At 53.4% G+C, this 21,633-nt stretch carries 21 protein-coding genes, 2 tRNA genes and 1 riboswitch; of the genes, 4 read left to right on the forward strand and 19 right to left on the reverse strand.

Annotated elements, in window-relative coordinates:
* Positions 1-35: 35 nt before the first annotated feature.
* Together ispF and Absy_RS00870 are read right to left on the reverse strand one after the other, a co-directional pair.
* Entirely contained in the window at positions 36-1,190 is a 1,155-nt protein-coding gene (gene ispF, locus Absy_RS00865; protein WP_048852829.1) for a 2-C-methyl-D-erythritol 2,4-cyclodiphosphate synthase, read from the reverse strand.
* A gap of 249 nt (positions 1,191-1,439) precedes the next feature.
* On the reverse strand, positions 1,440-1,778 hold the full coding sequence (locus Absy_RS00870; protein ID WP_048852830.1) for a P-II family nitrogen regulator: 339 nt from the start codon (positions 1,776-1,778) through the stop codon (positions 1,440-1,442).
* 215 nt (positions 1,779-1,993) lie between these two features.
* Between Absy_RS00870 and Absy_RS00875 the strand changes: the two genes are divergently transcribed.
* Both Absy_RS00875 and cysE read left to right on the forward strand, forming a co-directional pair.
* The gene (locus Absy_RS00875; protein ID WP_048852831.1) at positions 1,994-3,241 is read left to right on the forward strand and encodes a UbiH/UbiF/VisC/COQ6 family ubiquinone biosynthesis hydroxylase; all 1,248 of its coding nucleotides are present in this window, start codon (positions 1,994-1,996) and stop codon (positions 3,239-3,241) included.
* Between the two features lie 17 nt (positions 3,242-3,258).
* Positions 3,259-4,113 carry a serine O-acetyltransferase gene (gene cysE / locus Absy_RS00880; RefSeq protein WP_048852832.1) on the forward strand — a complete coding sequence of 285 codons (855 nt, stop codon included), beginning with the start codon at positions 3,259-3,261 and terminating at the stop codon, positions 4,111-4,113.
* Between the two features lie 119 nt (positions 4,114-4,232).
* Here the strand turns inward: cysE and Absy_RS00885 are convergent.
* The 12 genes from Absy_RS00885 to Absy_RS00940 all read right to left on the reverse strand — a co-directional run bounded on the left by Absy_RS00885 (position 4,233) and on the right by Absy_RS00940 (position 13,256).
* Positions 4,233-4,309: transfer RNA gene (locus tag Absy_RS00885), tRNA-Arg, on the reverse strand.
* Positions 4,310-4,347: 38 nt separating this feature from the next.
* Complete coding sequence (locus Absy_RS00890; RefSeq protein WP_048852833.1) at positions 4,348-4,653, reverse strand: ETC complex I subunit; 306 nt, start codon at positions 4,651-4,653, stop codon at positions 4,348-4,350.
* Positions 4,654-4,675: 22 nt separating this feature from the next.
* Positions 4,676-4,752, reverse strand: a tRNA-Pro gene (locus Absy_RS00895).
* Positions 4,753-4,810: 58 nt separating this feature from the next.
* On the reverse strand, positions 4,811-5,296 hold the full coding sequence (gpt, locus tag Absy_RS00900) for a xanthine phosphoribosyltransferase (protein WP_048852834.1): 486 nt from the start codon (positions 5,294-5,296) through the stop codon (positions 4,811-4,813).
* A 181-nt stretch (positions 5,297-5,477) separates the two neighbouring features.
* The gene (locus Absy_RS00905; RefSeq protein WP_245614645.1) at positions 5,478-5,741 is read right to left on the reverse strand and encodes a hypothetical protein; all 264 of its coding nucleotides are present in this window, start codon (positions 5,739-5,741) and stop codon (positions 5,478-5,480) included.
* A 101-nt stretch (positions 5,742-5,842) separates the two neighbouring features.
* Positions 5,843-6,178 carry a DUF6525 family protein gene (locus Absy_RS00910; RefSeq protein ID WP_048852835.1) on the reverse strand — a complete coding sequence of 112 codons (336 nt, stop codon included), beginning with the start codon at positions 6,176-6,178 and terminating at the stop codon, positions 5,843-5,845.
* Positions 6,175-7,392: a zinc metallochaperone GTPase ZigA gene (gene zigA / locus Absy_RS00915; RefSeq protein ID WP_048852836.1), complete on the reverse strand. Its 1,218-nt coding sequence runs from the start codon at positions 7,390-7,392 to the stop codon at positions 6,175-6,177. The genes Absy_RS00910 and zigA overlap by 4 nt, the downstream gene beginning before the upstream one ends.
* A 175-nt stretch (positions 7,393-7,567) precedes the next feature.
* Positions 7,568-8,224, reverse strand: coding sequence for a manganese efflux pump MntP (locus Absy_RS00920; protein ID WP_456303452.1), 657 nt, complete (start codon positions 8,222-8,224; stop codon positions 7,568-7,570).
* Positions 8,225-8,241: 17 nt separating this feature from the next.
* Positions 8,242-8,342, reverse strand: a riboswitch (yybP-ykoY riboswitch).
* A 152-nt stretch (positions 8,343-8,494) separates the two neighbouring features.
* Positions 8,495-8,932 carry an RcnB family protein gene (locus Absy_RS00925; RefSeq protein WP_052945667.1) on the reverse strand — a complete coding sequence of 146 codons (438 nt, stop codon included), beginning with the start codon at positions 8,930-8,932 and terminating at the stop codon, positions 8,495-8,497.
* Positions 8,933-9,089: 157 nt separating this feature from the next.
* Positions 9,090-11,264, reverse strand: coding sequence for a TonB-dependent siderophore receptor (locus tag Absy_RS00930; RefSeq protein WP_048852872.1), 2,175 nt, complete (start codon positions 11,262-11,264; stop codon positions 9,090-9,092).
* A 421-nt stretch (positions 11,265-11,685) separates the two neighbouring features.
* Positions 11,686-12,651: a FecR family protein gene (locus Absy_RS00935; protein WP_158319830.1), complete on the reverse strand. Its 966-nt coding sequence runs from the start codon at positions 12,649-12,651 to the stop codon at positions 11,686-11,688.
* Between the two features lie 92 nt (positions 12,652-12,743).
* The gene (locus tag Absy_RS00940) at positions 12,744-13,256 is read right to left on the reverse strand and encodes an RNA polymerase sigma factor (protein WP_048852838.1); all 513 of its coding nucleotides are present in this window, start codon (positions 13,254-13,256) and stop codon (positions 12,744-12,746) included.
* 313 nt (positions 13,257-13,569) lie between these two features.
* On the opposite strand from Absy_RS00940, the gene Absy_RS00945 reads away from it, so the two are divergent.
* A complete protein-coding gene (locus tag Absy_RS00945; protein WP_084596765.1) occupies positions 13,570-15,363 on the forward strand; it encodes a sensor domain-containing diguanylate cyclase in 1,794 nt (597 codons plus the stop codon).
* 186 nt (positions 15,364-15,549) lie between these two features.
* Complete coding sequence (gene nfsB, locus Absy_RS00950; RefSeq protein WP_048852839.1) at positions 15,550-16,200, forward strand: oxygen-insensitive NAD(P)H nitroreductase; 651 nt, start codon at positions 15,550-15,552, stop codon at positions 16,198-16,200.
* 60 nt (positions 16,201-16,260) lie between these two features.
* Here the strand turns inward: nfsB and Absy_RS00955 are convergent, their stop codons facing one another.
* From Absy_RS00955 to Absy_RS00975, 5 genes are all read right to left on the reverse strand, one after another.
* Positions 16,261-16,590: a hypothetical protein gene (locus tag Absy_RS00955; protein ID WP_048852874.1), complete on the reverse strand. Its 330-nt coding sequence runs from the start codon at positions 16,588-16,590 to the stop codon at positions 16,261-16,263.
* A 361-nt stretch (positions 16,591-16,951) separates the two neighbouring features.
* Positions 16,952-17,548, reverse strand: a complete 597-nt coding sequence (locus tag Absy_RS00960; RefSeq protein ID WP_146802572.1) for a DUF4405 domain-containing protein — start codon at positions 17,546-17,548, stop codon at positions 16,952-16,954.
* Positions 17,549-17,579: 31 nt separating this feature from the next.
* Positions 17,580-18,308: a tetratricopeptide repeat protein gene (locus tag Absy_RS00965; protein ID WP_048852841.1), complete on the reverse strand. Its 729-nt coding sequence runs from the start codon at positions 18,306-18,308 to the stop codon at positions 17,580-17,582.
* Positions 18,308-20,599, reverse strand: coding sequence for a TonB-dependent receptor (locus Absy_RS00970; RefSeq protein WP_048852842.1), 2,292 nt, complete (start codon positions 20,597-20,599; stop codon positions 18,308-18,310). The genes Absy_RS00965 and Absy_RS00970 overlap by 1 nt, the downstream gene beginning before the upstream one ends.
* A gap of 140 nt (positions 20,600-20,739) precedes the next feature.
* The gene (locus Absy_RS00975; protein WP_048852843.1) at positions 20,740-21,423 is read right to left on the reverse strand and encodes a Fe2+-dependent dioxygenase; all 684 of its coding nucleotides are present in this window, start codon (positions 21,421-21,423) and stop codon (positions 20,740-20,742) included.
* Positions 21,424-21,633 lie beyond the last annotated feature (210 nt).

Genomic DNA, 21,633 nt, shown 5'->3' on the forward strand with positions numbered 1-21,633 from the left:
TGCGCAATGTTTTTCGTCGTGTGGTCGTAAAAACCTTACGGCACCATAACGCAAACGGTAGCGGTGCAGGCAATGCCTTCTTCCCGCCCGGTAAAGCCCAGCCGTTCAGACGTTGTCGCCTTGACCGAAATGCGGTCCACATCCACCTCCAGCAACGCCGCCAGACGCTCGCGCATGGCTTGCGCGTGCGGGCCAATTTTGGGGCGTTCACAGATCAGCGTCAGGTCCGCATTGACCAGCATTCCGCCCCGCTCGCGAATACGCTGACCAGCATGGATGAGAAAGCGCGCACTATCCGCATCCTTCCATTCATTCTGGCTGGGGGGGAAGTGGCGACCAATATCACCTTCCGCCAGTGCGCCATAAATCGCATCACACAGGGCATGGATGCCCACATCGGCATCGGAATGTCCGGCAAGGCCATGTGTATGGGGAATGGTGATCCCACACATGATCAGCGGACGCCCTTCCTCAAAGGCATGAACATCGTATCCAAGCCCCACACGCGGCAGCAGTGTGGGCGCAACCAGCCGTTCAAGACGCACCAGATCAGCCTCGTATGTCAGTTTGATATTATCTTCGTCACCCGGCACAAGGGCTACGCTAAACCCGGCTTCTTCCAGCAATCTGGCGTCGTCCGTTGCATTGAACGAAGCCGCTGCACGGTGCAGGTCCAAAAACAGACCAAAGCGGAAACCCTGAGGGGTCTGTGCGCGGAACAGATGCTCACGCGGGACTGTACCCGCAATAACACCATCTTTTTCACGCTTGAGGGTATCGGCCACAGGCACGGCGGGAATGGCACCCGGATGCTCCGCCAGAGCGGCCACAACATTGCGCACCAACTGCCCGGTCACATATGGTCTGGCACCATCGTGCACCAGAACCAGATCGGGCTTCTGCCCGAATGGCAGGGCGTCCAGCGCCTCCAGCCCGGCGCGCACACTGGCCTGCCGGGTCGCCCCCCCTTGCACCGGAGGCAGAATGGCCAGACCATCCAGCGCTTCGGCCAGAGAGGCCGGGTCGCCTACAGGCTGTATGGAGGTGACATGTGGCAGAAGAGCCTCTGCGGCATGACGAATAACAGGTTGCCCCGCCAGCAGCACATACTGCTTGGGGGTGGCACAGCCTGTGGTGGCGGCATAGCGGCTACCGGTACCGGCAGCCAGTAGAATGGCAGCTACTCGCATGACCGAAGCAATGGAGCCATGCCCCCGCTCCGTCAAGCCTCAAAATGGTCAGAAGAGCCATCCGCCACACACCATTTGCATTCTGATTGTTTAGGTGTGGCAAAGCTGGCAGAGCATAAGTGCCTGCACGGCAGATCACGCCCAGCTCCATGGCACGACCAAGCTGCGCCACCGCCATAGACGTAAGCGTTCGCTGACAGCGCCCAAAATCTGTTAAAGTGCTAAAATCTCAAAAAGAAACTGGCTCCGTTACAGAGCAGCATCTCCAGTCTCACGCGTGCGGATACGGATGACGCGTTCGAGTTCGCTTACAAAAATCTTGCCATCCCCGATCTTGCCAGTATGCGCCGCATCCAGAATAGCTTCCAGAACCTGATCAAGCAGCCCATCGCTCACTGCGACTTCCACCTTAATTTTGGGCAGAAAGCTGATCCGGTATTCAGCCCCACGGTAAATTTCCGTCTGCCCCTTCTGACGGCCAAAGCCTTTGACTTCAGAGACCGTAATCCCCTGCACGCCCAAAGGCGCAAGCGCCTCGCGCACATCATCGAGTTTAAAAGGCTTAATAATGGCGGTAACCAGCTTCATACTGCCTGCAACTCCCTGCTGCAAAACATTTCCATGACGTTATGATGTTGGCACAGTTAAACACCTATTGCAAAGGGCTTTGATGCACCTCAAGGCAAGACCGCTGGTTTTCCCGCACAGGAGGGAGCATATAGGGGGCATGATCTTCAACAGCCTGTGCAGGCTTTTGGTTCAACCGCCTGCCAGCAGTGTGAAACTTAAGGAATAAAGACCCCATGCACGCACTCTCCCCGGACGCCAAGGCCGAGAACGCCCACCACCAGCACCTTGCGGATGTGGACGTGTGCATTATTGGTGCAGGCCCCGTTGGGGCTGCTCTGGCGTGCCGTCTGGCCCGCGGGGGAATGCGTGTGGCTGTGGTGGATAAAACCGCCCTCCCCCCCATGGAAAACCCCGATCTGGATGGGCGGGCCTATGCCATTGCCGCGGGCCCCAAGGAATATCTGGAAAGCGCAGGTGTCTGGGATGCGCTCCCAGCTGCCTCCTGCCCGATTGAGGAGATTCTGGTCACAGATGGTCGGCCGGGTGAGCCTGCTTCCTCCCTTTTTCTGGAATTCACGCGCGAGGATGCAACGCAACCTTTTGGCTGGATGGTAGAAGCCCGCGCCCTGCGGGTCGCCCTGAACAAATGCCTGGCAACCACGCCGGGCGTGAGCGTTCTGGCACCCGCCGAAGCCAAAATTACGCGCACAGCCCAAAGCGCACATGTGCAACTGCTCGATGGCCGCAGCTTTAACGCCCGGCTGATTGTCGCCGCCGATGGCCGCAGGAGCCGCCTGCGCTCAGAGGCAGGCATTCCCCTAACCCGCCTGCCATACGGGCAAACTGCCATTGTATGCGCCATTGCCCACGAATTCCCGCACGATAACAGTGCGCTGGAACACTTCCTGCCCGCAGGACCGTTTGCCCAGCTTCCCATGACCGGCACGGAAGAACACCCCTATATGTCCGCCATTGTGTGGAGCGATAAAGACGGCGTTGCCGAGCGCTTTGCCGCCCTGCCCGATGAGGCCTTTGCCCGGCAGGTTGAACGCCGCATGGGCAATTCCCGCCTTGGCCGCGTCACCCCGGTTGGACGGCGCTGGACTTACCCGCTCTCGGCCCAGTATGCCGCCCGCTACACCGATACGCGCATGATTTTGGTAGGCGATGCCGCACACGGGATTCACCCCATTGCGGGACAGGGGCTAAACCTTGGCTACCGCGACATTATCCACCTGAGTACACTACTGCTGGATATCCACGCTCAGGGCAAAGACCCCGGCGCCCCTGCTGTGCTGGCGCGTTATCAGGCCTTGTGTCGCCCGGCCAATATGCTCATGCTGGCAGCAACAGATGCGCTGGACAGACTGTTCAGTAACGACAACCCGGTCCTCCGTCTGGCGCGCGATCTGGGTATTGCTGGCGTGCACCGCTTTCCTGCCCTGCGGAAAGCCTTTGTAAAGCACGCCATGGGTTTGTAATTGCGGAGAAAACCGGGATGCAGGACGATCTTGTGAGCTCAGTCAGTTCCAGCCACTTTGAAGAAAGCAGCCAGTTGTGCGCACCACAACTGACCGTGCTGTGGCGGCAGATGACGCAGGAAGCCTGCAGTTGCAATGACCCGCTGGTAAGGGGGCTGCTGGCAACAGGCGTACGGAGCCACTCCAGCTTTGCCTCCGCCCTTGCCGCTCTGATCGGGCGCAAACTGGGGGACCGGTCCGTAGCAGCCGATGCCCTGTCCGAACTGGTCAAGGAAAGCTTTGATGCAGAGCCGGATATTGTCTGCGCGGCTGCGGCCGACCTGCTGGCCATCCGCGAGCGCGACCCCGCCTGCCCGGATTTTGTAACCCCGTTCCTGTTCTTCAAAGGCTACCATGCGGTGCAGACTTACCGGGTGGGGCGCTGGCTCTGGCTTTCTGGGCGGCGGCATCTGGCATTGCACATGCAAAGCCGGGCATCGGAACTGTTCAGCGTGGACATTCACCCTGCGGCCCAGCTTGGCCGCCGCATTCTGTTTGACCACGGCACAGGCATTGTGGTGGGAGAAACGTCGATTATTGAAGACGATGTGTCCATTCTGCAAAATGTAACACTGGGGGGGACTGGCAAACATTGCGGCGACCGCCACCCCAAAGTACGCCGTGGCGTACTGATTGGCGCTGGCGCGAAGGTGCTGGGGAACATTGAAATTGGAGAAGGTGCCAAAATTGGCGCTGGCTCCATTGTGCTTGAACCCGTACCACCATTTACCACCGTTGTTGGCAATCCAGCCCGCAAAGTAGGTGTACGCCACAAAGGTATGCCCGCCCTGAACATGGACCAGACACTCCCGCCGATTGACTATATTATCTGAACATCAAAGCTGCGAGGAAAGACGGTTATCGTCCTTCCTCGTCCCCATCCATTTGCAGCAGACATAAAAAAACTGCCAGGCAAAGAACTGCTGGCAGGTCAAATACGACGGGAGTGGGATGGCGCGCCCTATTGGATTCGAACCAATGACCCACAGCTTAGAAGGCTGTTGCTCTATCCAACTGAGCTAAGGGCGCCTATAGCCCCTACCGCATAAGGGGAAAGAGACTAAAAATCAATGCGTCCAGTTCTGGACCCGTGTGTAGGCAAAATTATCCGCATACACTTTGGGGCGACGCAGACGCTCGGTTGGCTTTTCCACTTCGTAAGCAATATGCTCACGCTGGGCATAAGCCTCGGCCGCTTCACACGTATCAAATAAAAGACGAAGTTGGGATTGGGTGTCTGCACTGCCAGTCCACCCCATAAGGGCATCCTGTTTACGCGGAGCATTCTGCCCATATTCAAACACCCACAAACGGGTGCCTGCTAAACCTGACTGACCAGCAGGCTTGGACTGCTTATAAATACGCGCTGGCATTATGTGCCTCCCGCTTTATTTATGGTCGGGGCGCCCGGACTCGAACCGGGGGCCTCGTGTACCCAAAACACGCGCGCTACCAGGCTGCGCCACGCCCCGAACAAGCGGGAACCTAAGCGCCTAATTCCAAACTGGCAACCCTGCTTCGATAAAAAAATTACTCCGCGCACTCTTTTTTGTTGCTGACCAGTGGCGGAACAAACAGCGGAGCCGTATCCCACGGGAAAAGAACCCACGTATCCTGCGGCACTTCGGTAATAAACAGGTCTGTCAAAGCCTTACCCGCAGGTTTGGCATACAGGCAGGCAAAATAGGCTTTTGGCAGACGTTCGCGCACAAAACGGGCGGTCACACCAGAATCGACCAGATCATCAATAATCAAAAACCCTTCCCCATCACCTGCGGCATCGGGGGATTTGATAATCTGGGGTTTGCCCATTTCCTCCTCGTCATATGTGACGACGGAAATTGTCTCGATCAACCGGCACCCCAGTTCCCTTGCTGCAATAGCTGCTGGGATCAGGCCGCCACGGGTCACGGCGACAATACCTTTAAAAGGCATTTTTGGCACAAGGGCAGCAGCCAGCGCCCGGGCGTCCCTATGCAGTTGTTCCCATGTTACCGTGGCATAATGCACAGCCATAAACACTATCCTTTACGATCAACCTGCGGGTCGGGTCTTATGCCCTTACCTCTCTGCGCTCTCCTTAGCAGGAACATGCCTGCCTTCCTACAGAGTGTTACGCGCCTGCAATCACCCCTCTGTCACCCATGCATACCCGCTGGCCAGATGCCAGACTGGCTTGCCACGCACGCCCATGCCCTTACGCATCCTCCTCCGTACCCGGCACATGGCCAATCTGCTCCAGATATTCTGGCTCGCCGTAATCGCCGATCTCCTCGTCCACCTCCATGCGTACGACGACGGCCCCCGCGACGTGAAGAATACCGGCGCGAATTTTATCGACCCGTCTGCGCGCATCCTCCACACTGGGGCATACAATAGGCGCGCCCGCCCGCAATACGGCCCCCTGCCATAAAAATGGCTGAAATACGATCCGTTCTGCCAATGCCATACCGACCCCCATGACCACCCATAAGTTCCTGTTTTGTTCTATACTAATTTTTACGATAAACAAACACAAGACTTATGCCAGAGTCGTGCTCTGGCATGGTCGTATGGCAAGGCTTATCGCTGCACGGTGCCTTCTGCCGCCAAGTGTGGCAGCGGCATACCGTACTGCTCCACATAACGGGTGGCGAACACATCCCTCTCCAGTCGCTCGCAATAGTCCAGATAACGGATCAGGGCTTTTTCCGCCCGTGCCGTGCGCCCATAACTCCGTTTGTAATGCCGCCAGAGCATCAGCACATTGACCGACCATGCGTCATAACTATGCTGGGCCACACGCTGGCGTATGCTGGGTGGCAGGGAATCAAAGGCGTTCCAGTCATTCCCATCATACCGTCGCCAGACTTCGTGCCGGAGTGTGCGTTCGTTTGTGCGGGATGGCAGCGGGCTCATTGCGCTTCCGCCTCCGTACGCCACACAGGGAACGGATCGGGGAGATGAGCAAATTGCTCCGGGTCAAAACGCGTGCTTTCAGTCTCGGGCACAAGGCAAGCGTTCAAAGCGGCACGAATGGCGGCCTCGTCCATATCTGCCGTGCCAATAAACACCATCTCCTGCCGGCGGTCCCCGTAAACCCGGTCCCATTTTTCTACCAGCATATCCTGCCATTCCTTGTTATCCGGCCAATGCTCGGAAGGAATATGCACCCACCAATACCCTGCGGCCTCGGTCCGGACCAGCGCGCCCGCCTGCCCAAGTTCCCCCACCCACATGGGACGCGTTGCAAGCCAGAAATAACCTTTGCTCCGCACAACCCCCGGCCAGGCGTGGTCTATAAATGCCTTGAATTTTTCAGGAATAAAGGGCCGTCGCGCCCTGAATACAAAACTCCTGATCCCATATTCCTCGGTTTCGGGAACATGATTGGAAAAACCGTAAAGCTCTTTGTACCACAACGGATTTTTATGGGCTTTTTCGTAATCAAACCGATGCGTATCCAGCACGCTTTCCAGCGGTACAACCGCATGGTCAGTTTCTATAATAGCGGCATCCGGGTTAAGGCTTTTAATAATCTGGCGCGCCGCCACACATTGTTCGGCTGTTGCGCTGGAAATCTTGTTCAACACAACAACATCTGCAAATTCGATCTGCTCCACCAGCAAGGAAACCAGCGCGCGATCATCCTCATCTCCTGCTGTTTCTCCACGATCTTTTAGAAAATCTGTTGAGCTGTAATCTTTGAGAAGGTTAACCGCATCCACAACAGTTACCATTGTATCCAGCCGCGCTATATCGGCCAGGCTGTTACCGGCTTCGTCCCGGAACTCAAACGTGGCGGCCACCGGTAACGGTTCTGCTATGCCAGTTGATTCTATAAGCAGGTAATCAAACCGCCCTGCCTCTGCCAACCGCCGTACTTCCTGCAACAGGTCATCGCGCAATGTGCAGCAGATGCAGCCATTGCTCATTTCCACCAGCTTTTCATCCGTGCGGGATAGATCGCTTCCATCGCGCACCAGATCAGCATCTATGTTCACATCGCTCATATCATTCACAATAACCGCGACCTTGCGGCCAGTACGGTTGTTGAGAATATGGTTGAGCAGCGTTGTTTTTCCGGCACCAAGAAAACCGGACAGGACGGTAACAGGCAATCTGGCGGGCATGGGGGGGAGGAACCTTAACTATTACAATCACATTCCCATGCTATATACGTTATATTATAACATAACAATTCCATGCCAAAAAAATGTCCCGGTTCTGGTTCCGGCAGCATTCCTCACAAAATGATCGCAGGAGCAGAACGACCATGGCGGCCTGCCCTGCTCCTGCCTGTTTTTCTTATGGTGCCGTCAGGTGCGTATACAGAATGGAACAGCCAATACCGATCAGAGCTATGCCCCCTACAATTTCGGCATACCGTCCAATCCATTCGCTGGCGTGCCGCCCAATAATAACGCCAAAAGTTGCGACAACAGTGGTTATGCCACCAATAACCAGACAGGCCGCAACAATATTGACCTGCATAACGCCAAGACTCACGCCCACGGCTGTTGCATCTATGCTGGTTGCCAACGCGGTTGCCACCAAACCCAGCACGCCACCACGGGCATGGGGGGTATTTGCAATCACCGGCTCCGGAGCAGGCTCCTCCTCTTTAAAGGCAAGGCGGATCATATTGCCACCAATAGCCAGCAACAGGCCAAAGGCAATCCAATGGTCAACTGCGGCAATCCATGTGCTGAGCGCCAGCCCAAGAACCCAACCGATAACCGGAGTTATGGCTTCAAAAAAACCAAAAACAGCGCCAATACGCACCGCATCGTTCAAACGGGCGTTCTGTTCGACTGCCCCCTTGCCAACAGCTGCGGCAAAGGCATCGACAGACAGGCTGAGGCCAAGGACACCCAGCGTGAAAATACCGGTCATAAGAATTCCACGGGCCGCAAGAAACACAAACAGCAGACGGAATCCCCCGGCCACACTTGGGGTATCCACTGCCGTTGGTCTTGCCTGGCGTTTTATGCAAAACGCTGCCTTCACCATGGCCCGTAAGCCAAGCTTGTTGATGAAGGCCCCTCATAACTGAGGGTAACTACTCCCCAAGGACGGGGCGATGCCTACCAAGTGGAAGACAAGATTGCAACCATTTGTTTATCCGCGCTTAATCCACAGGCTTACCCACGCAAGCATCCTCAGAATCTGTGGATAAAGCACAAACCAATGGGTTAACGGGACCGGAGACATATCCCCCCGGCCCCATATGGATTAACGCGCCATACCGGAGGAAATAACCCCTCCCACCACGCCCGCAATAACGCCGCTGGCAATGCTGGTCAGGAGGAACTGGTTACCATACTGCATCCAGCGGTAACCCGGCGGTGGAGCATACAGCCCACTATGGCTGCGCCAGTCATTCACATACCAGCGGCTGTTTACCGGGCCATCGTACCGGTCGCCGCGTTGCCAGCGCCGGTTCATGTCATAATGATCAGAATCATGACCCGGACCGCCACGGCCACCACGCATACCGCCACGGCCCGGACCACCGGGGGGAGGCGGATTGTGCATGGCCGCATGACCTCCTGGCCCCTGCCCACCGGGACCGCCACCCGGGCCACCCTGCCCTATGCCCTGCGCATGAGCAGAAGACCCCAGCAGCAAACAACCATTCAGCATAACGGCAACAAGGAGCTTTGTGTTCACCTGATCTGTTCCTTTTGAACCCAAGCCACGTAGGGCTTTTCCATCCGAAGTTTTACTATATTTGCGGCACTATTGTGGTCGGTCGGATGCCTGCCTTTAACTCCGGTATGGACCATGGGGTTCCGCGCGCCACCGACCCGGCGCGCGGGCCTGTCTTTTACCAGCTATAGCCAATGCTGGCCTGTGCGTTACGCCGCTCCCCGTACCAGCACCATTCGTCATACGGTGCGTAACCATAACAGCTTGCCACATAACGTTTGTTAAACAGGTTGCGCACACTCGCCTGCAACTTCCACCCTTTAAACGAATGCCCCAGATTGGCCATATCGTAACTGATGGACCCATCGAACAACGTATAGGACGGTACGGTTACTGACCCGTAGGATGCCGTACCCCCGTAAGATGAGGCAACATGGCGCACACCACCGCCAAAACCAAAGCCCTTCAGGCGGCCTGACTGCATGGTATAAAACGCAAACAACGAGGCATTTCCCCTATTGGCTCCAATAAGAGGGTGGCCCGTTGAATCATCATGCACACGCTGGGTGCTTATGGCAGCCGTAACATCCAGCCCTTTGTAAGCTTCCACATGGGCTTCAAATTCAAAGCCGTCGGAATGTACTTTGCCACTTTGAGTGGAGTAGCTGGAGTTCGGCACAGCCACCAGAACACCTGTCTGCTCAATATGGAAACCTGCGGCAGAAAGCAGGACTGGCAGGGAGGGAATCTGGTATTTAAATCCGCCCTCAAGCTGCTTGCCCATGCTTGGATCAGCCTGACGCATATGCACACCATCGCTGGATACCACACCAGCCTGCGGCGCAAACGATGTTGCATATGAAATGTAAGGAGATAGTCCAAAATTAAAATGATACAGACCAGATGCACGGAAGGTAATCTGTTCGGGGTTCTGGTGCGTGACCGAGTTGCTCATACGCTCGGTCTGCTCGCTACGGTACCAGTCGTTCCGCAGGCTCCCGGTGAGATAGAGGTTTTGAATCCGGATCTGATCCTGCGCGTAAAGCCCGACCTGATGCTGGTTGGTAATATAATTGCTCGATGCCGCAGGCGCGGTGATCTTCTGCCCATATACCGGGTGCAGCACGTTAATGGAGGGTGCACTCCCCCACCCATCCAGTTCGGTGGCATGGCTTTGCTGGTAATCAAATCCAACCATGAGCTGATGGTGAAGGATGGATGTATCAAACCGCCCCTTAACCTGACTGTCAAAGGCCAGATTCTGCATCCGCTCGTTGGCAAAACCTACACCCCGGCTAAAATTGCCGAGCTGCTCCATAGCCATATCCCGGTTGTAGGATGCGTCCTGATAAATGCCGTAACCATAGACGCTCTTATATTTTGTCCGCACATCATCATACCGACCGCGCGATGCAACGCTCCAGTCCTTATTAAAATCATGCTTGAAAATATAGGTTATGGAACCATGGTTGCGATCGAACTCCTCGTAGGAGCGATCCCCATCGTAAAAATTCTGCTTGATGTAGCCAAAATCAGCTTTTTTAAGCGACCCCACCAAGGGCACAGAGCCGTAAGAGGCGTTTTTGGGGTCATACTGGTAATTACCCAGCAATGTTAGGGTTGTGGGGCCATCGCCACCAATTGTTATGGCCGGACTAATGCTATAGCGCCGGTTGACCGTCTGACTGAGCTGGCTATGCGAGCCGTTGACCGTGCCATACAGCCGGTAGCGCACAAAACCGTCCTTGGTTGCCCACCCGCCAACATCACCATCCACACGGTACAGGTCAAAACTTCCGCCGGTAGCTGTAAGCCCTCCATAAAACTTATCTTCCGTTGGCAGCTTGCTGGAAAGAGCAACCAGCCCACCGGGGCTGGACTGCCCATACAGGGCGGAAGATGGACCTTTAAGCACCTCTATGCGGTCAAGGCGGGAAGTATCGGTCTGGGCGGTTGCGTAGCCATTGGGGCTACTTTGTTCCTTCAGACCATCCAAAAAGGTGGGAACGGTAAAACCGCGCAGGGTAAACAGGTCATAACGGGTGGCAGTCGCCCCACGTTGGTCTGGCAGCACCCCGGCCATATAACGGATTGCCTGATTAAGACTTAATACGCCACGATTATCCATTTCGTGCCGACTTATAACGGTAATGGATTGTGCCGTATTAACCAAAGGCGTGTTTGTTTTGGTGCCGGAGGATGCCATGGTGCTGGCAGTCCGTGCACGCCCCACCACATCCACTTTTTCGCCCTGCGCTGTGGCGGCCACACCCTGCGGAGTTGCCGCCCCCTGCACAAGAGCAACAGACGTAGGTGCCGTACTGCGGAAGCTCAAACCCGTGCCAGCCAGCATTTTACCCAACGCATCCTGCGCGCTCAAATGCCCGGACACCCCCGGAGACACCAGATTGTGCGCCAGGGATGTTGGCACGGAAACCTGAATACCGGACTGACGGGAAAACTGGCGCAAAGCGGTGGCCAAAGGCTGCGGCGCAATAGTAAATGTATGCACCTCCCCCCCGGATACAGAAGGCGTTTGCGCACAAACGGGCATAATTGCCGTTGAAGCACACAAAAGCCCCCCCAGAGCGTACCAGCCAACAGATAATTTTTTAAAACGGCGACCCAAAATCTGATGCATCTTTCACCTGACAAACAACCATCGAGCTTTGGCAAAAAGGCCAGAACCGACAGTGAGATGCATTCGCAACTCCCTGCATACAGACTAAGACTCACCGCGCAGGATTTTACCCACCCCCTGCGCGCAAAAAAAATCAGTGCCCGGCAGATGTAATAACCAACCCATTACCGGGCAGATGGGTCAGCTTTAAGCCCCGCCCATTGATGAGGGACAGAATTGCATCATCCGGATGATCGTTCCGTAGCACGGCATCCACCCGGTCCATGCCAGTTGTATTGGCCCACACCCATGTGGAACCGTGGCGATACCGCGCCACAAGTTGCAGGGCTTCCGCCACCGTTTTGTTGTGGATGATCAACTCACCATAGCGCCACGCGGCCACATCCTCCGGGTCCACCGGGGGGTCGCGCACAACCGCGCCTCCCTGTCGGTAATGGGCCGCCTGCCCAACCAGCAGGTCTGTGCGGTCCGCAGCGTTCTGCTTACCAACAAACACATGGCCCTCGGTTACGGCAATATCCACCTGCTCGTTTTCGCGCCCCACAAAAAAAGCAGTCCCTACATCCTGCGTCACACCATCGACCGCAGCCACCCTGAATGGCCGTGTATCCTGATGTTGCACCGCCACCCACAAACGGCCAGCCAACAGTTCGACCCTGCGCTCATTCTTGGTGTAATGCAGGGCAACGGCAGACTGCGCATCCAGCATCAAGCGCGTTCCATCGGGCAATGTGTAGGTCGCTACCTGCCCATTAAAAGTCTGGTAATCCGCCCGCAACCGCAACAGAATATCGGGCAGGAAACAAAGCGTTACCCCCATGGCCACCGCAACAGGCACCATCAAAGCCCAGCGTTTTTTTCTGCTCCTGCGGGGCACAACAGGTGTCACCTCAGACTGTGCACCATGACCGGACAAAACCTGCTCGAACCTCTGCAACCCCTGCCAAAGCTGCCGTTCAGCCTCAAACGCCTGCCGGTGTGCCGGTGCCTGTGCCAGCCAGACCTTGATATCTGCAATATTTTCGGGTGTGGCATGGCCAGAGGCCAGCACAATAATCCACTCCCTGGCTTTAATACGCGTTGGTGACTGAGAACTCAAAACGGGCACGTAACCGACCTATGCTTAATAAAAACGCACACTCTACGCAGCATATATTTATACAAAATACTGCTTTATCACGACTTTTCTGCTCAGGAAGGGTCCATATGCCTGTTCATGGCAATAACATCCAGTGCGCGGCGCATATGCCGCTCGACCGATGTGGTGGAAATACCCAGCTTCGCAGCAATACGCTGCTGCGATACACCCTGAATTCTATTAAGGAACAGAATGTACCTCGTGCGTTCTGGCAGAGCCTTAATGACCTCTTCCATATACTGAATGTTCTCACGCCCTATGCTCACCCTTTCGGGGGAAAAATGTTCCACGCTTCCGTGCAGGAGCTCCTGCGCATCCTGTTGCGCCTGACTGTGGCGTGCAGCTTTCATTTTATGTGTTTTGGCAGAATTAATGGCAAGGCGAACAAGGTAAGGCTGAGGGTTATCTATGGAACGCTCCTCCCCCACCCCCTGCAACTTGATCCAGAGCCCCTGCACCACATCTTCCGCCTCTGGCCGGCTGCCGACAATCTTCCTGACCATACGGACAAACAACGAACGCTGGGAAATAAGCAGTTGCGACAGGGTAAGTGCGTTGGACCGCATAAGCTGAAAACTCTGGGAGAAGAACAATGCAGCCCCAATACCGCATATGCGACTTAATATCAATTACACATCCGTGACCAAACAGATGCCTACCTGACGGGAACCTATGGAAGCAGCCTGCCCCTGCCTTGCGCAACTCCCACCCTGCTGAGAGGGCGTTACATATTCGTTTTTGCTTTATCTGCTCTTTAATAATCACTTAAATCATGTGTTTATTCACAGAACCTTATTGCAAATTCACAAAAAACAGAATTGATACCTTTCATTACATTCTGTATTTTGGGGAAAAATTTTATATTTTAAAGAGATTACTTTGCTCCACTCCCTTACGTCCCGGATCGTTTTTGTTGGCTCCATTGTTAGCATTAACCTGATCTGCCTGTCCGGATTGCTGCTCTCTGCATCCAACAGCATGATCGCGAGCTTTGAGTGGAACTCCCATAAGCAGAAAATTACAGAAATCGTATCAGAAACACTGTCCGACCTGCGGGAAGCACAGGCAGAAGAACGGGGCTTTCTGCTCACTACGGACGCCTCCTTCGCCAAGGATTTTGATGACCGCGTTGCCTCGGCTCTCGCCAAGGTCAACCTTCTGGAACAGCTTGTGCAGGACAATCCAATCCAGCACGAACGCGCCCAGAGCCTACAGATCGCCACCAACCAGCGTATTGATACCCTGACAAAGCAGATTACCCTTGCCCGCCAAGGTCGCTTTGAAGAGGCCAGATCCCGGGTTGTGCTGGGGCAAGGCCGTGTGGACATGGCGATTATTGTCCAAAAAGCAGACGAAATCCGGCAAACAGAGCAAGAACTCCTTATTGCCCGCGAGGCCACGGCAAAAGCCCATGTGAGCTGGAACAGAAAACTGGTCATTGGTGGCTGTCTGATTATTGTTATCCTGATTAACGGCCTGCTTTATGTCGTGCTGAACGGAATGCGCAGGTCCGTGCGCCAGATTGCACGCGCCATGTCCGACTTTGGTAATGGCAACCGCACGGTGCGCGTGGATGACCATATGGGCTGCACCGAGTTTGACATGCTTGCCCAAGGCTACAACACCATGGCGGCCCGGCTGGATGCCGCCATGCAGGCACAGGAAGCAAGCGACGACAAGCTGCTCAAAGCCAACGCTGAACTCAAACGCAACAATGAAGCCATGGAACTGCTGGGGGAAATGGCCCATCGCCTGCAAGCGGCCCGGACCAGTTCTGAGCTTTCGGCCATTATCTGCGCTTTTGTGCCGCGTGTGCTCCCCGGTATTCCCGGTGCACTCTACACACATAACCACATCAACAATCAGCTTGAACGCATTGCACAGTGGGGCACGCCCCCAGTGGGCTGTGACTCCCTGCTCCCCAATGCCTGCTGGGCTTTGCGGCTGGGGCAAAGCCACTCTGTTTCCGCCCCTGGGGGGGATGTTGTGTGCCAGCATGTTGCAAGCGACGTAAACGCCTACCACTGCGAACCCCTGTTTGCGAGCGGGGAGGTCGTGGGGCTTTTATACCTGCAAAGCAACGTGGAGGAAGAAAACCGCTTCCGCCTTGTGGCTCTGGTAGAAAACATTGCCTCTGCTCTGGTTAACCAGAACCTGCAAAAAGACCTGCGCGAACAAACAATCCACGACCCGCTGACCGGCCTGTACAACCGCCGTTATATGGAAGAGACCCTGAATACAGAACTCTCCATGGCCAGCAAAAACAATACAACTCTTGGCCTGATTATGGCTGATATTGATCATTTCAAGCATATTAATGATGAATTTGGCCACGACGCGGGCGACATGGTTTTGCGCACCATTGCCAGCGAAATTCAGAACTCCTTTCGGAGCAACGATATTGTCTGCCGTTACGGGGGAGAGGAATTTTTGATCATCACAACGTCCCACCCTTTGGACACGCTCATCCCACGGGTAGAAAACCTGCGTAACACCCTGTCCAAACTGGATTTGTATTACAACGGCCAGCCATTAGGCAAAACCACCATGTCGTTCGGGATTGCAATGTGGGACAAATCCCTGAGCACCGACACATCCGCCATTATCCGTAAGGCTGATACCGCACTCTACCAAGCCAAAAAAAATGGACGGGACCGCATTGTTATCGGGTAAAAACACAAGGTTCGCGCAAGCAAACAGATAAGCTGGCCTGTTCCATGCCATAACCTGATCCATTTTGCCACGGAACTGGCTGTTGACCTGCGTGGCGTGGCACCACAGATTACAACAGAACCAGCAACCTGAGACACTCTGCTCAACACACAGGGCAATGTAATTGGGCAACGTAGGATTTTTCTCATGGACCTTCTGAACATCCTCCACCACCGCCACACCACCAAAGCATACGACAAAAATCGCAAAATACCGGCTCCGCTGGTAGCGCAATTACTGGAATCCCTGCGCTTCAGCCCTTCATCCGTTAATTCCCAGCCATGGCATTTTTTTGTTGCAGATGATGATGCGGGCAAAGCCCGGATTGCCAAGGCAACCAGTGGTCCATTTGCGTTCAATGCTTCCAGAGTTATGGATGCATCCCATGTTATTGTGCTGAGCAGCCGCAACACGCTCCCTGCCGAATACCTGCAAACTCTTGCAGATCAGGAACAGGCCGACGGTCGCTATGCCGACGACAATGCCCGCACCACCGCACATAAAGGACGTTCCGGTTTTGTAGGCCTACACGAACAGGCCGGAGATGTGCCTACATGGACACAAAAGCAGACTTATATTGCACAAGGTTTTCTGCTCCTGTCTGCGGCTCTGCTTGGCGTGGATGCAACCCCAATGGAAGGCTTTGACGCTGCCATTCTGACCAAGGAACTGGATCTGGCGCAAAAAGACCTGTCACCCGCCGTTATTGTTGCTTTGGGCTACCATTCGGATGCGGATTTTAACGCCAAGCTCCCTAAATCCCGCCTACCGGAAAAAACGGTTTTCACACATATTTAAACAGATTCAGGCTCTTCCTCGCTCCACACTGCGGGGAAGAGAGGTTATGCCTATCCCGGTCTATGATCCGCCATTGGTGTACATGGGGTCTTCCTGAATTTTCATGCTCTTCACAATTTGAGCCAACTCGTGTGCATAAGCTGTTTTAACATTGGAAACGGCTTTATCCACCCGCTCCTTGGGGTGCTTCTGGCATTCATCCCGAATAGCTTTGGAAAGACCTTTGGTTATTTCATCCGGTGGGCGTGATTCTATCATTTTATCACCCGAATAATCACCATGTTCGGAATTAAGATAATCTATACATATACCGTTCGCGTTATTGGTTGTTTTTTGCATTAACGCCTTATAGTCTCCGTCCTCTTCATTATCCTGTGCCAGAGCGGGCATGGAGCAGGCAGCGACCATGCAGCCAACAACAAAAAGCTGCCAGTGTTTACGCATGTACAATACCTACCCTCTTCCAGCAAAAAACAATCATGCCCATGCCATACCATGACACCCTGCTCCAGACCTACCCGATCCACGCATCAAGCAATGAAAAGAGCGTGTGCCAAGAGGAGAGCGTGCATGTTATCCAGCCAGACAGGCGTTGACGCAGGAAAGAAGAGGCGCAAGGCGTATTGACCGCCAACCTTGGGGTTGAAAAAGTTATTTATTCAACAGGAAAGGGTACGCAAGCCCCCTTCCACTCCCATTACAAAGCCATCCCATCCCGCAAGATGCTTTCGGGATCAACAATAAAACCCAGTTAATGCTTTCCATGTCCGTGCTCAGACTTGGCATTTTCACCAGACATTAAAGCCATAATCACTTCATTTGGGGTGCGGTCATTCTCTTTGGATATTTGTTCAACCGTTTCTGTAGCAGATTCTACGGTTAGTTTTTGTGCACGCAGGCGTGCCAGAAGGCCCTGTTCATCCGTTCCGCACAGCGGCGCAAGTTGTCCAAGAGGAGCTTTGCTCACCACGCCAATCAAACGCATGGCAACCTGCCTGCCGCCAACCTTACTCCCTGCTGGCTGAATAAAAAAATAGGCGCTGGCCACAATGCCAATCAACAATGGAATATACAACAATCCACGGCGACCATAATTGACCAGTGGTGTCCAGTTTTTAATTAAATGCAGCACAAAAGCCAGCAGCAGCACCATGCTCAGCCATTCGTGCATAGGGTGAAAAGAACTCGGCCCCCAATGAAAAAATAATGCAACACCCGTTATTGTAGAAATAAGAAAGAAAATTGTTGTTAACGGAGTTCCATATTTATTCATAAATTTTGCAAAGGGCTTGGACGAACGAGGCTTGGGAGAAGCCGTAACCTTTGATGCCGAGATCTGGGTAGACATTGTTAAACAGCCTTTGATGATAAGATGGCCCTTACAGGGACGTATTCAGTCCAATTTGATCAAGCGGATATTGCCTGCTTCGTGTGGCGGCAAAAAGCAGTTTTTGTGCTTTATCCGCAATGACCTGAAAAACTGACATAGGTATGACGCGCAAAAAAAGCTCCACGGTGCGCCAGTAATCGGGAAACCCATGAGGAAGAGAGCGCTCAAACCATTGCGCCGCACTCACGTAATCTTCCTCCTCCAAAGCAAGGCGTCCCATATTAAAAGCAGCCCAGCAATCCTGAGCTTCCGCACCGGCTTTAAAATAAAGACGGGCCTGCGCCTTGTCTGGTTGTGCTGTGAGCATACCGTTTTCGCAAAGGGTGCCCAACATATTCAAGGCTTTACTTACACCTTTGCAGGCAGCCTGCACGTAGTATTGGAATGCCAGTTCCGGGTTTTCCTCCAGACCATCACCCGACAGGTAAAGATCACCGAGATTAAAACAGGCCCAGCCATCACCCTGTTCGGCTGCTGCCATAAAATATTTTACAGCCTGAGCCACACTGCGCTTTACCCCCCAACCCTGTTCATAGGCACGGCCAAGCATTGTCAAAGCTTGCGCCTGCCCACTTTGCGCAGCCACGGCAAACATGCCAAAAGCCTGCGCAAACCGCCCTTTATTCAAATACATTTGCCCAATAAGCAACTGCACTTCCGGGCCATCAGGGTCTGGACTGGGGGAGCATAAAGCTCCCACCAGATTTTTTGTGGTCATTAGAAGGTAAGACCCATGTTTCCAATAAAGGAACGTCCTGGACCCGGCACGGCACGGCTGGAACTAAACGAGGAAGCATAGTTGAGGTGGTCGGTAATATTGTTCGCATTAAACGAGAAACGGTAATGTTTTGTTTCCCACGAGATCATCCCATTGAGCGAAAACTGATAAGGAATACGGGCAACATTGCTAAAATCTCCGTTTGCCCAGTAACCCGATGCATATTGTGCACCACCAGCAATTTTAAGGTGTCCGGTTTCAGGGTTAAAGAAATGATCTGTCAGATCATACGATGACCATATAGAAAAGTTGTTATGCGAAACACCGGGAGCCTGATTACCATTATACTGGGCGCGGTTCCTTATTTTTCCATCCATCCAGGAATATGCACCGTAAATATCCCAGTTTTTGGTAATTTTACCACTCAGGTTCAGTTCCACACCACGGGTGCGCAACCCTACACCTGAATCGCTAAAACCATTCACAACATCTCCACTTTCATCATAATAGTAGGAGTTGTTCTGATTGATCTGGAAAAATGCAACACCCATCCCCAGACGTTTATGGAAAAAGTCCGTCTTGTTCCCGAATTCATACAGATCACTCCGCTGGGGCTTGAAGTCCGCACCATTTTGCGGCGTGTCACTCGCCAGAATTGTCACCTGAGAAGAAACATCGGTCCCAATAGGTTTATACGACCGTGAGAACGTGAAGTAGAAAGACGAATTATCCATGGCTTTATACATAATGCTCCCCGATGGGCTCCACCGGTCTGCATTCTGTTTTTGGCGTGGCACAAGAGTGCTTGAAAGCTGATAACCAGCAAAAGTGGACTGGAACGCATCCCACCTGACAGCTCCAAAAAGCGAAAGCTGCTTTGTTAACTGGATATGGTCGGACAAAAAGAGCCCCACATCCCGCTGGTCGGCATTGGACATATTGGCATTGGGGAAGGTCAGATAAGCCCCGTTGGAAGAATGCGACGGGTTACGGATTGTCTGGTTATTAGACCGTCCATGCCATGTGCCAATATAGCGGTTTTCATCCTGATAATTGATGTCCACGCCAAACTTCAGATCATTTTTGAAGCGCCATGTATTAAAATGCGCATTTCCCATAAGCACATTCTCAGCGCCCCACCCTTTGGAAAGGTAGGCCGTACCCCCACCCGCCCCGTAAGATAACAACGGGTTACCACCACTCATAAACTGGCTTATACAATCAGCGGTGCTACAGGCGGCAGGCGTAGTTGCGGAATAATTGCGTTCATATTTGGTCAAACGGGTATTGTTACTTAACGTGAACCATGACGATATTTTGGACTTCAACGATGACGTCAGGCTATGAATATCGGAATTATCCCTGTCGGCACTCCGGGCGTAGGTGGTATCGCGCGCCAGACCTTCGCTGGTAATGGGGCGATAAATCCCGCTCGCCGTTTTAATCATACCCACGCCGTAATCTGGCATACTGTCTGTATGGAGCCAGCGCCAGTTAAGGTGCCATGTCGTGTTGCTATGCAACCCAACCCCCAGGTCAGCAGCAGCACCATAACGGTTGGAATAAACATAATCCCGCCCTGGCGTACCCGCACGGTTATACATGCCGTTAATACGCAGAGCGATGTCTCTGTTAAACTGGTAGTTTACATCCGCCTGACCGCGATACATGTCAGCATTACCAAAAGCCTGATCGTAGCTATATGATTTGCCATCATGCGCTTTTTTCAGAGTTTCGTTGATCAGCCCACCAAGATTTGCGGCACCAAAATACTCACCGGCAGGTCCTTTAATAACCTCAACATTCTCAATATCAAAAATGTCGCGTGTGTAGGTGCCAAAATCCTTTAGTCCGTCAGTATAAATATCGCCTCTGGCCTGCTGGCCACGAATACGGAACTGGTCGCCATTCAGCCCGCCACGCCCTTCACCTGTGGATAGTGTAATACCCGGCACATTGGCCAGAGCCTGATCCAGCGTATAAAGCCGTTGCTGCTTGATAATTTCCTGCGGAACAACATTGATGACCTGCGGTGTATCCTGCACGGAGGTCGGCATACGACCAATATCGAGCTTGATCTCGTTGGTATTGGGTATTTCAGAAGCGGCTTTGCTCTCACCACTTACCCGCACCGCCGGAAGCCTGATGTTTGTGTCCGTCACGGCGGGGTCGTTTTTGGTATCCTGTGCCTCTGCTTCACTTTCGGCATAGCCCATACCAGCCGACAGCCCCATAACAACAGCTGCGCCCACACGAATTTTTGGGGAAAAAGGACGGTCATACCGTTTCATCATATTCTCCTGAAGGATGCTTGCGATCCCACATTGATGCTCAACGCATTACAAACCGTGCCCTTATTATGGTAATGACTATCATTCGCAACTTGAATTTATCAGCATCCCAAAAAATGCAATGCAGTGTTGTTTATACGTCACAGTTCTGCCCATCTGCGGACAAGATTATGATATGTGGACGTAAGACCCAGCACTGCGGAAGACGTATCCGGCATTGTCTGGCGAACGCTTCGGATGGACTGGTCAAGTTCGTAAAGAATCGTGCGGTATGCATCATCTTTTACCATAGACTGAGTCCAGAAAAACGATGCCCACCGGCTACCACGCGTAACACAATTAACTTTATGCAGGCTCGTAGATGGGTAAAGAACCAGATCACCCGCCGGGAACTTGACGGTATGCACACCATAAGTATCCCGAATAACAAGTTCCCCACCATCGTAACTCTCTGGATCACTCAAAAACAGTGTGGATGAAACATCAGTCCGAATACGAAAACCCGTTTCCGGATCCGGGCGAATACTGTTATCGACATGGTATTCAAATTCCATACCCTCATCATACCGGTTAAAAAGTGGTGGAAACACGCGCAGAGGCAAGGCGGCACTGGTAAAAATGTCGCTTCTTGCCAAAGCATGTAAAATCATTGTTCCCAATTCTTTTGCCACGGCACTTTCCTGCGGAATTTGCAAATTGACTTTTGCCTTGGCTGACTGATCGCCCGCTGTAACCTTACCATCGACCCATTGGCCTGCCTCCAGCTTCTGGCGGCAATAAGCGACCTCCTCGGGGGTCAGAATATGCGGGACATGGATCAACATGATTTGACTCTTCTCAATCTTGGATGGCAAATATGCGAATGACTCTTAGTTGCGTATTTTTGCAATATCAACCATAAAGCGCCGCCAACAACGCCCCCTTGAGTTCTGTCGGTTCTCGCTCGCTGTTTTCTGGAGATACATCGCTCATGCCGACCATCCCCCCTGCTGCCCTTACCTTCTCCCCGTGGGAGATGTTTCTCAATGCCGGGC

It is taken from the genome of Acetobacter syzygii (assembly GCF_000964225.1).
In the GTDB taxonomy this organism is placed as follows: Bacteria; Pseudomonadota; Alphaproteobacteria; order Acetobacterales; family Acetobacteraceae; genus Acetobacter; species Acetobacter syzygii.

Bases quoted from the DNA above. Each gene is read 5' to 3' on its own strand.
- ispF (WP_048852829.1), bottom strand. From the start codon at position 1,190: ATGCGAGTAGCTGCCATTCTACTGGCTGCCGGTACCGGTAGCCGCTAT.
- Absy_RS00870 (WP_048852830.1), bottom strand. From the start codon at position 1,778: ATGAAGCTGGTTACCGCCATTATTAAGCCTTTTAAACTCGATGATGTG.
- Absy_RS00875 (WP_048852831.1), top strand. From the start codon at position 1,994: ATGCACGCACTCTCCCCGGACGCCAAGGCCGAGAACGCCCACCACCAG.
- cysE (WP_048852832.1), top strand. From the start codon at position 3,259: ATGCAGGACGATCTTGTGAGCTCAGTCAGTTCCAGCCACTTTGAAGAA.
- Absy_RS00890 (WP_048852833.1), bottom strand. From the start codon at position 4,653: ATGCCAGCGCGTATTTATAAGCAGTCCAAGCCTGCTGGTCAGTCAGGT.
- gpt (WP_048852834.1), bottom strand. From the start codon at position 5,296: ATGGCTGTGCATTATGCCACGGTAACATGGGAACAACTGCATAGGGAC.
- Absy_RS00905 (WP_245614645.1), bottom strand. From the start codon at position 5,741: ATGGGGGTCGGTATGGCATTGGCAGAACGGATCGTATTTCAGCCATTT.
- Absy_RS00910 (WP_048852835.1), bottom strand. From the start codon at position 6,178: ATGAGCCCGCTGCCATCCCGCACAAACGAACGCACACTCCGGCACGAA.
- zigA (WP_048852836.1), bottom strand. From the start codon at position 7,392: ATGCCCGCCAGATTGCCTGTTACCGTCCTGTCCGGTTTTCTTGGTGCC.
- Absy_RS00930 (WP_048852872.1), bottom strand. From the start codon at position 11,264: ATGCTGGCTGGCACGGGTTTGAGCTTCCGCAGTACGGCACCTACGTCT.
- Absy_RS00940 (WP_048852838.1), bottom strand. From the start codon at position 13,256: ATGCGGTCCAACGCACTTACCCTGTCGCAACTGCTTATTTCCCAGCGT.
- nfsB (WP_048852839.1), top strand. From the start codon at position 15,550: ATGGACCTTCTGAACATCCTCCACCACCGCCACACCACCAAAGCATAC.
- Absy_RS00955 (WP_048852874.1), bottom strand. From the start codon at position 16,590: ATGCCCGCTCTGGCACAGGATAATGAAGAGGACGGAGACTATAAGGCG.
- Absy_RS00960 (WP_146802572.1), bottom strand. From the start codon at position 17,548: ATGTCTACCCAGATCTCGGCATCAAAGGTTACGGCTTCTCCCAAGCCT.
- Absy_RS00965 (WP_048852841.1), bottom strand. From the start codon at position 18,308: ATGACCACAAAAAATCTGGTGGGAGCTTTATGCTCCCCCAGTCCAGAC.
- Absy_RS00970 (WP_048852842.1), bottom strand. From the start codon at position 20,599: ATGAAACGGTATGACCGTCCTTTTTCCCCAAAAATTCGTGTGGGCGCA.
- Absy_RS00975 (WP_048852843.1), bottom strand. From the start codon at position 21,423: ATGTTGATCCATGTCCCGCATATTCTGACCCCCGAGGAGGTCGCTTAT.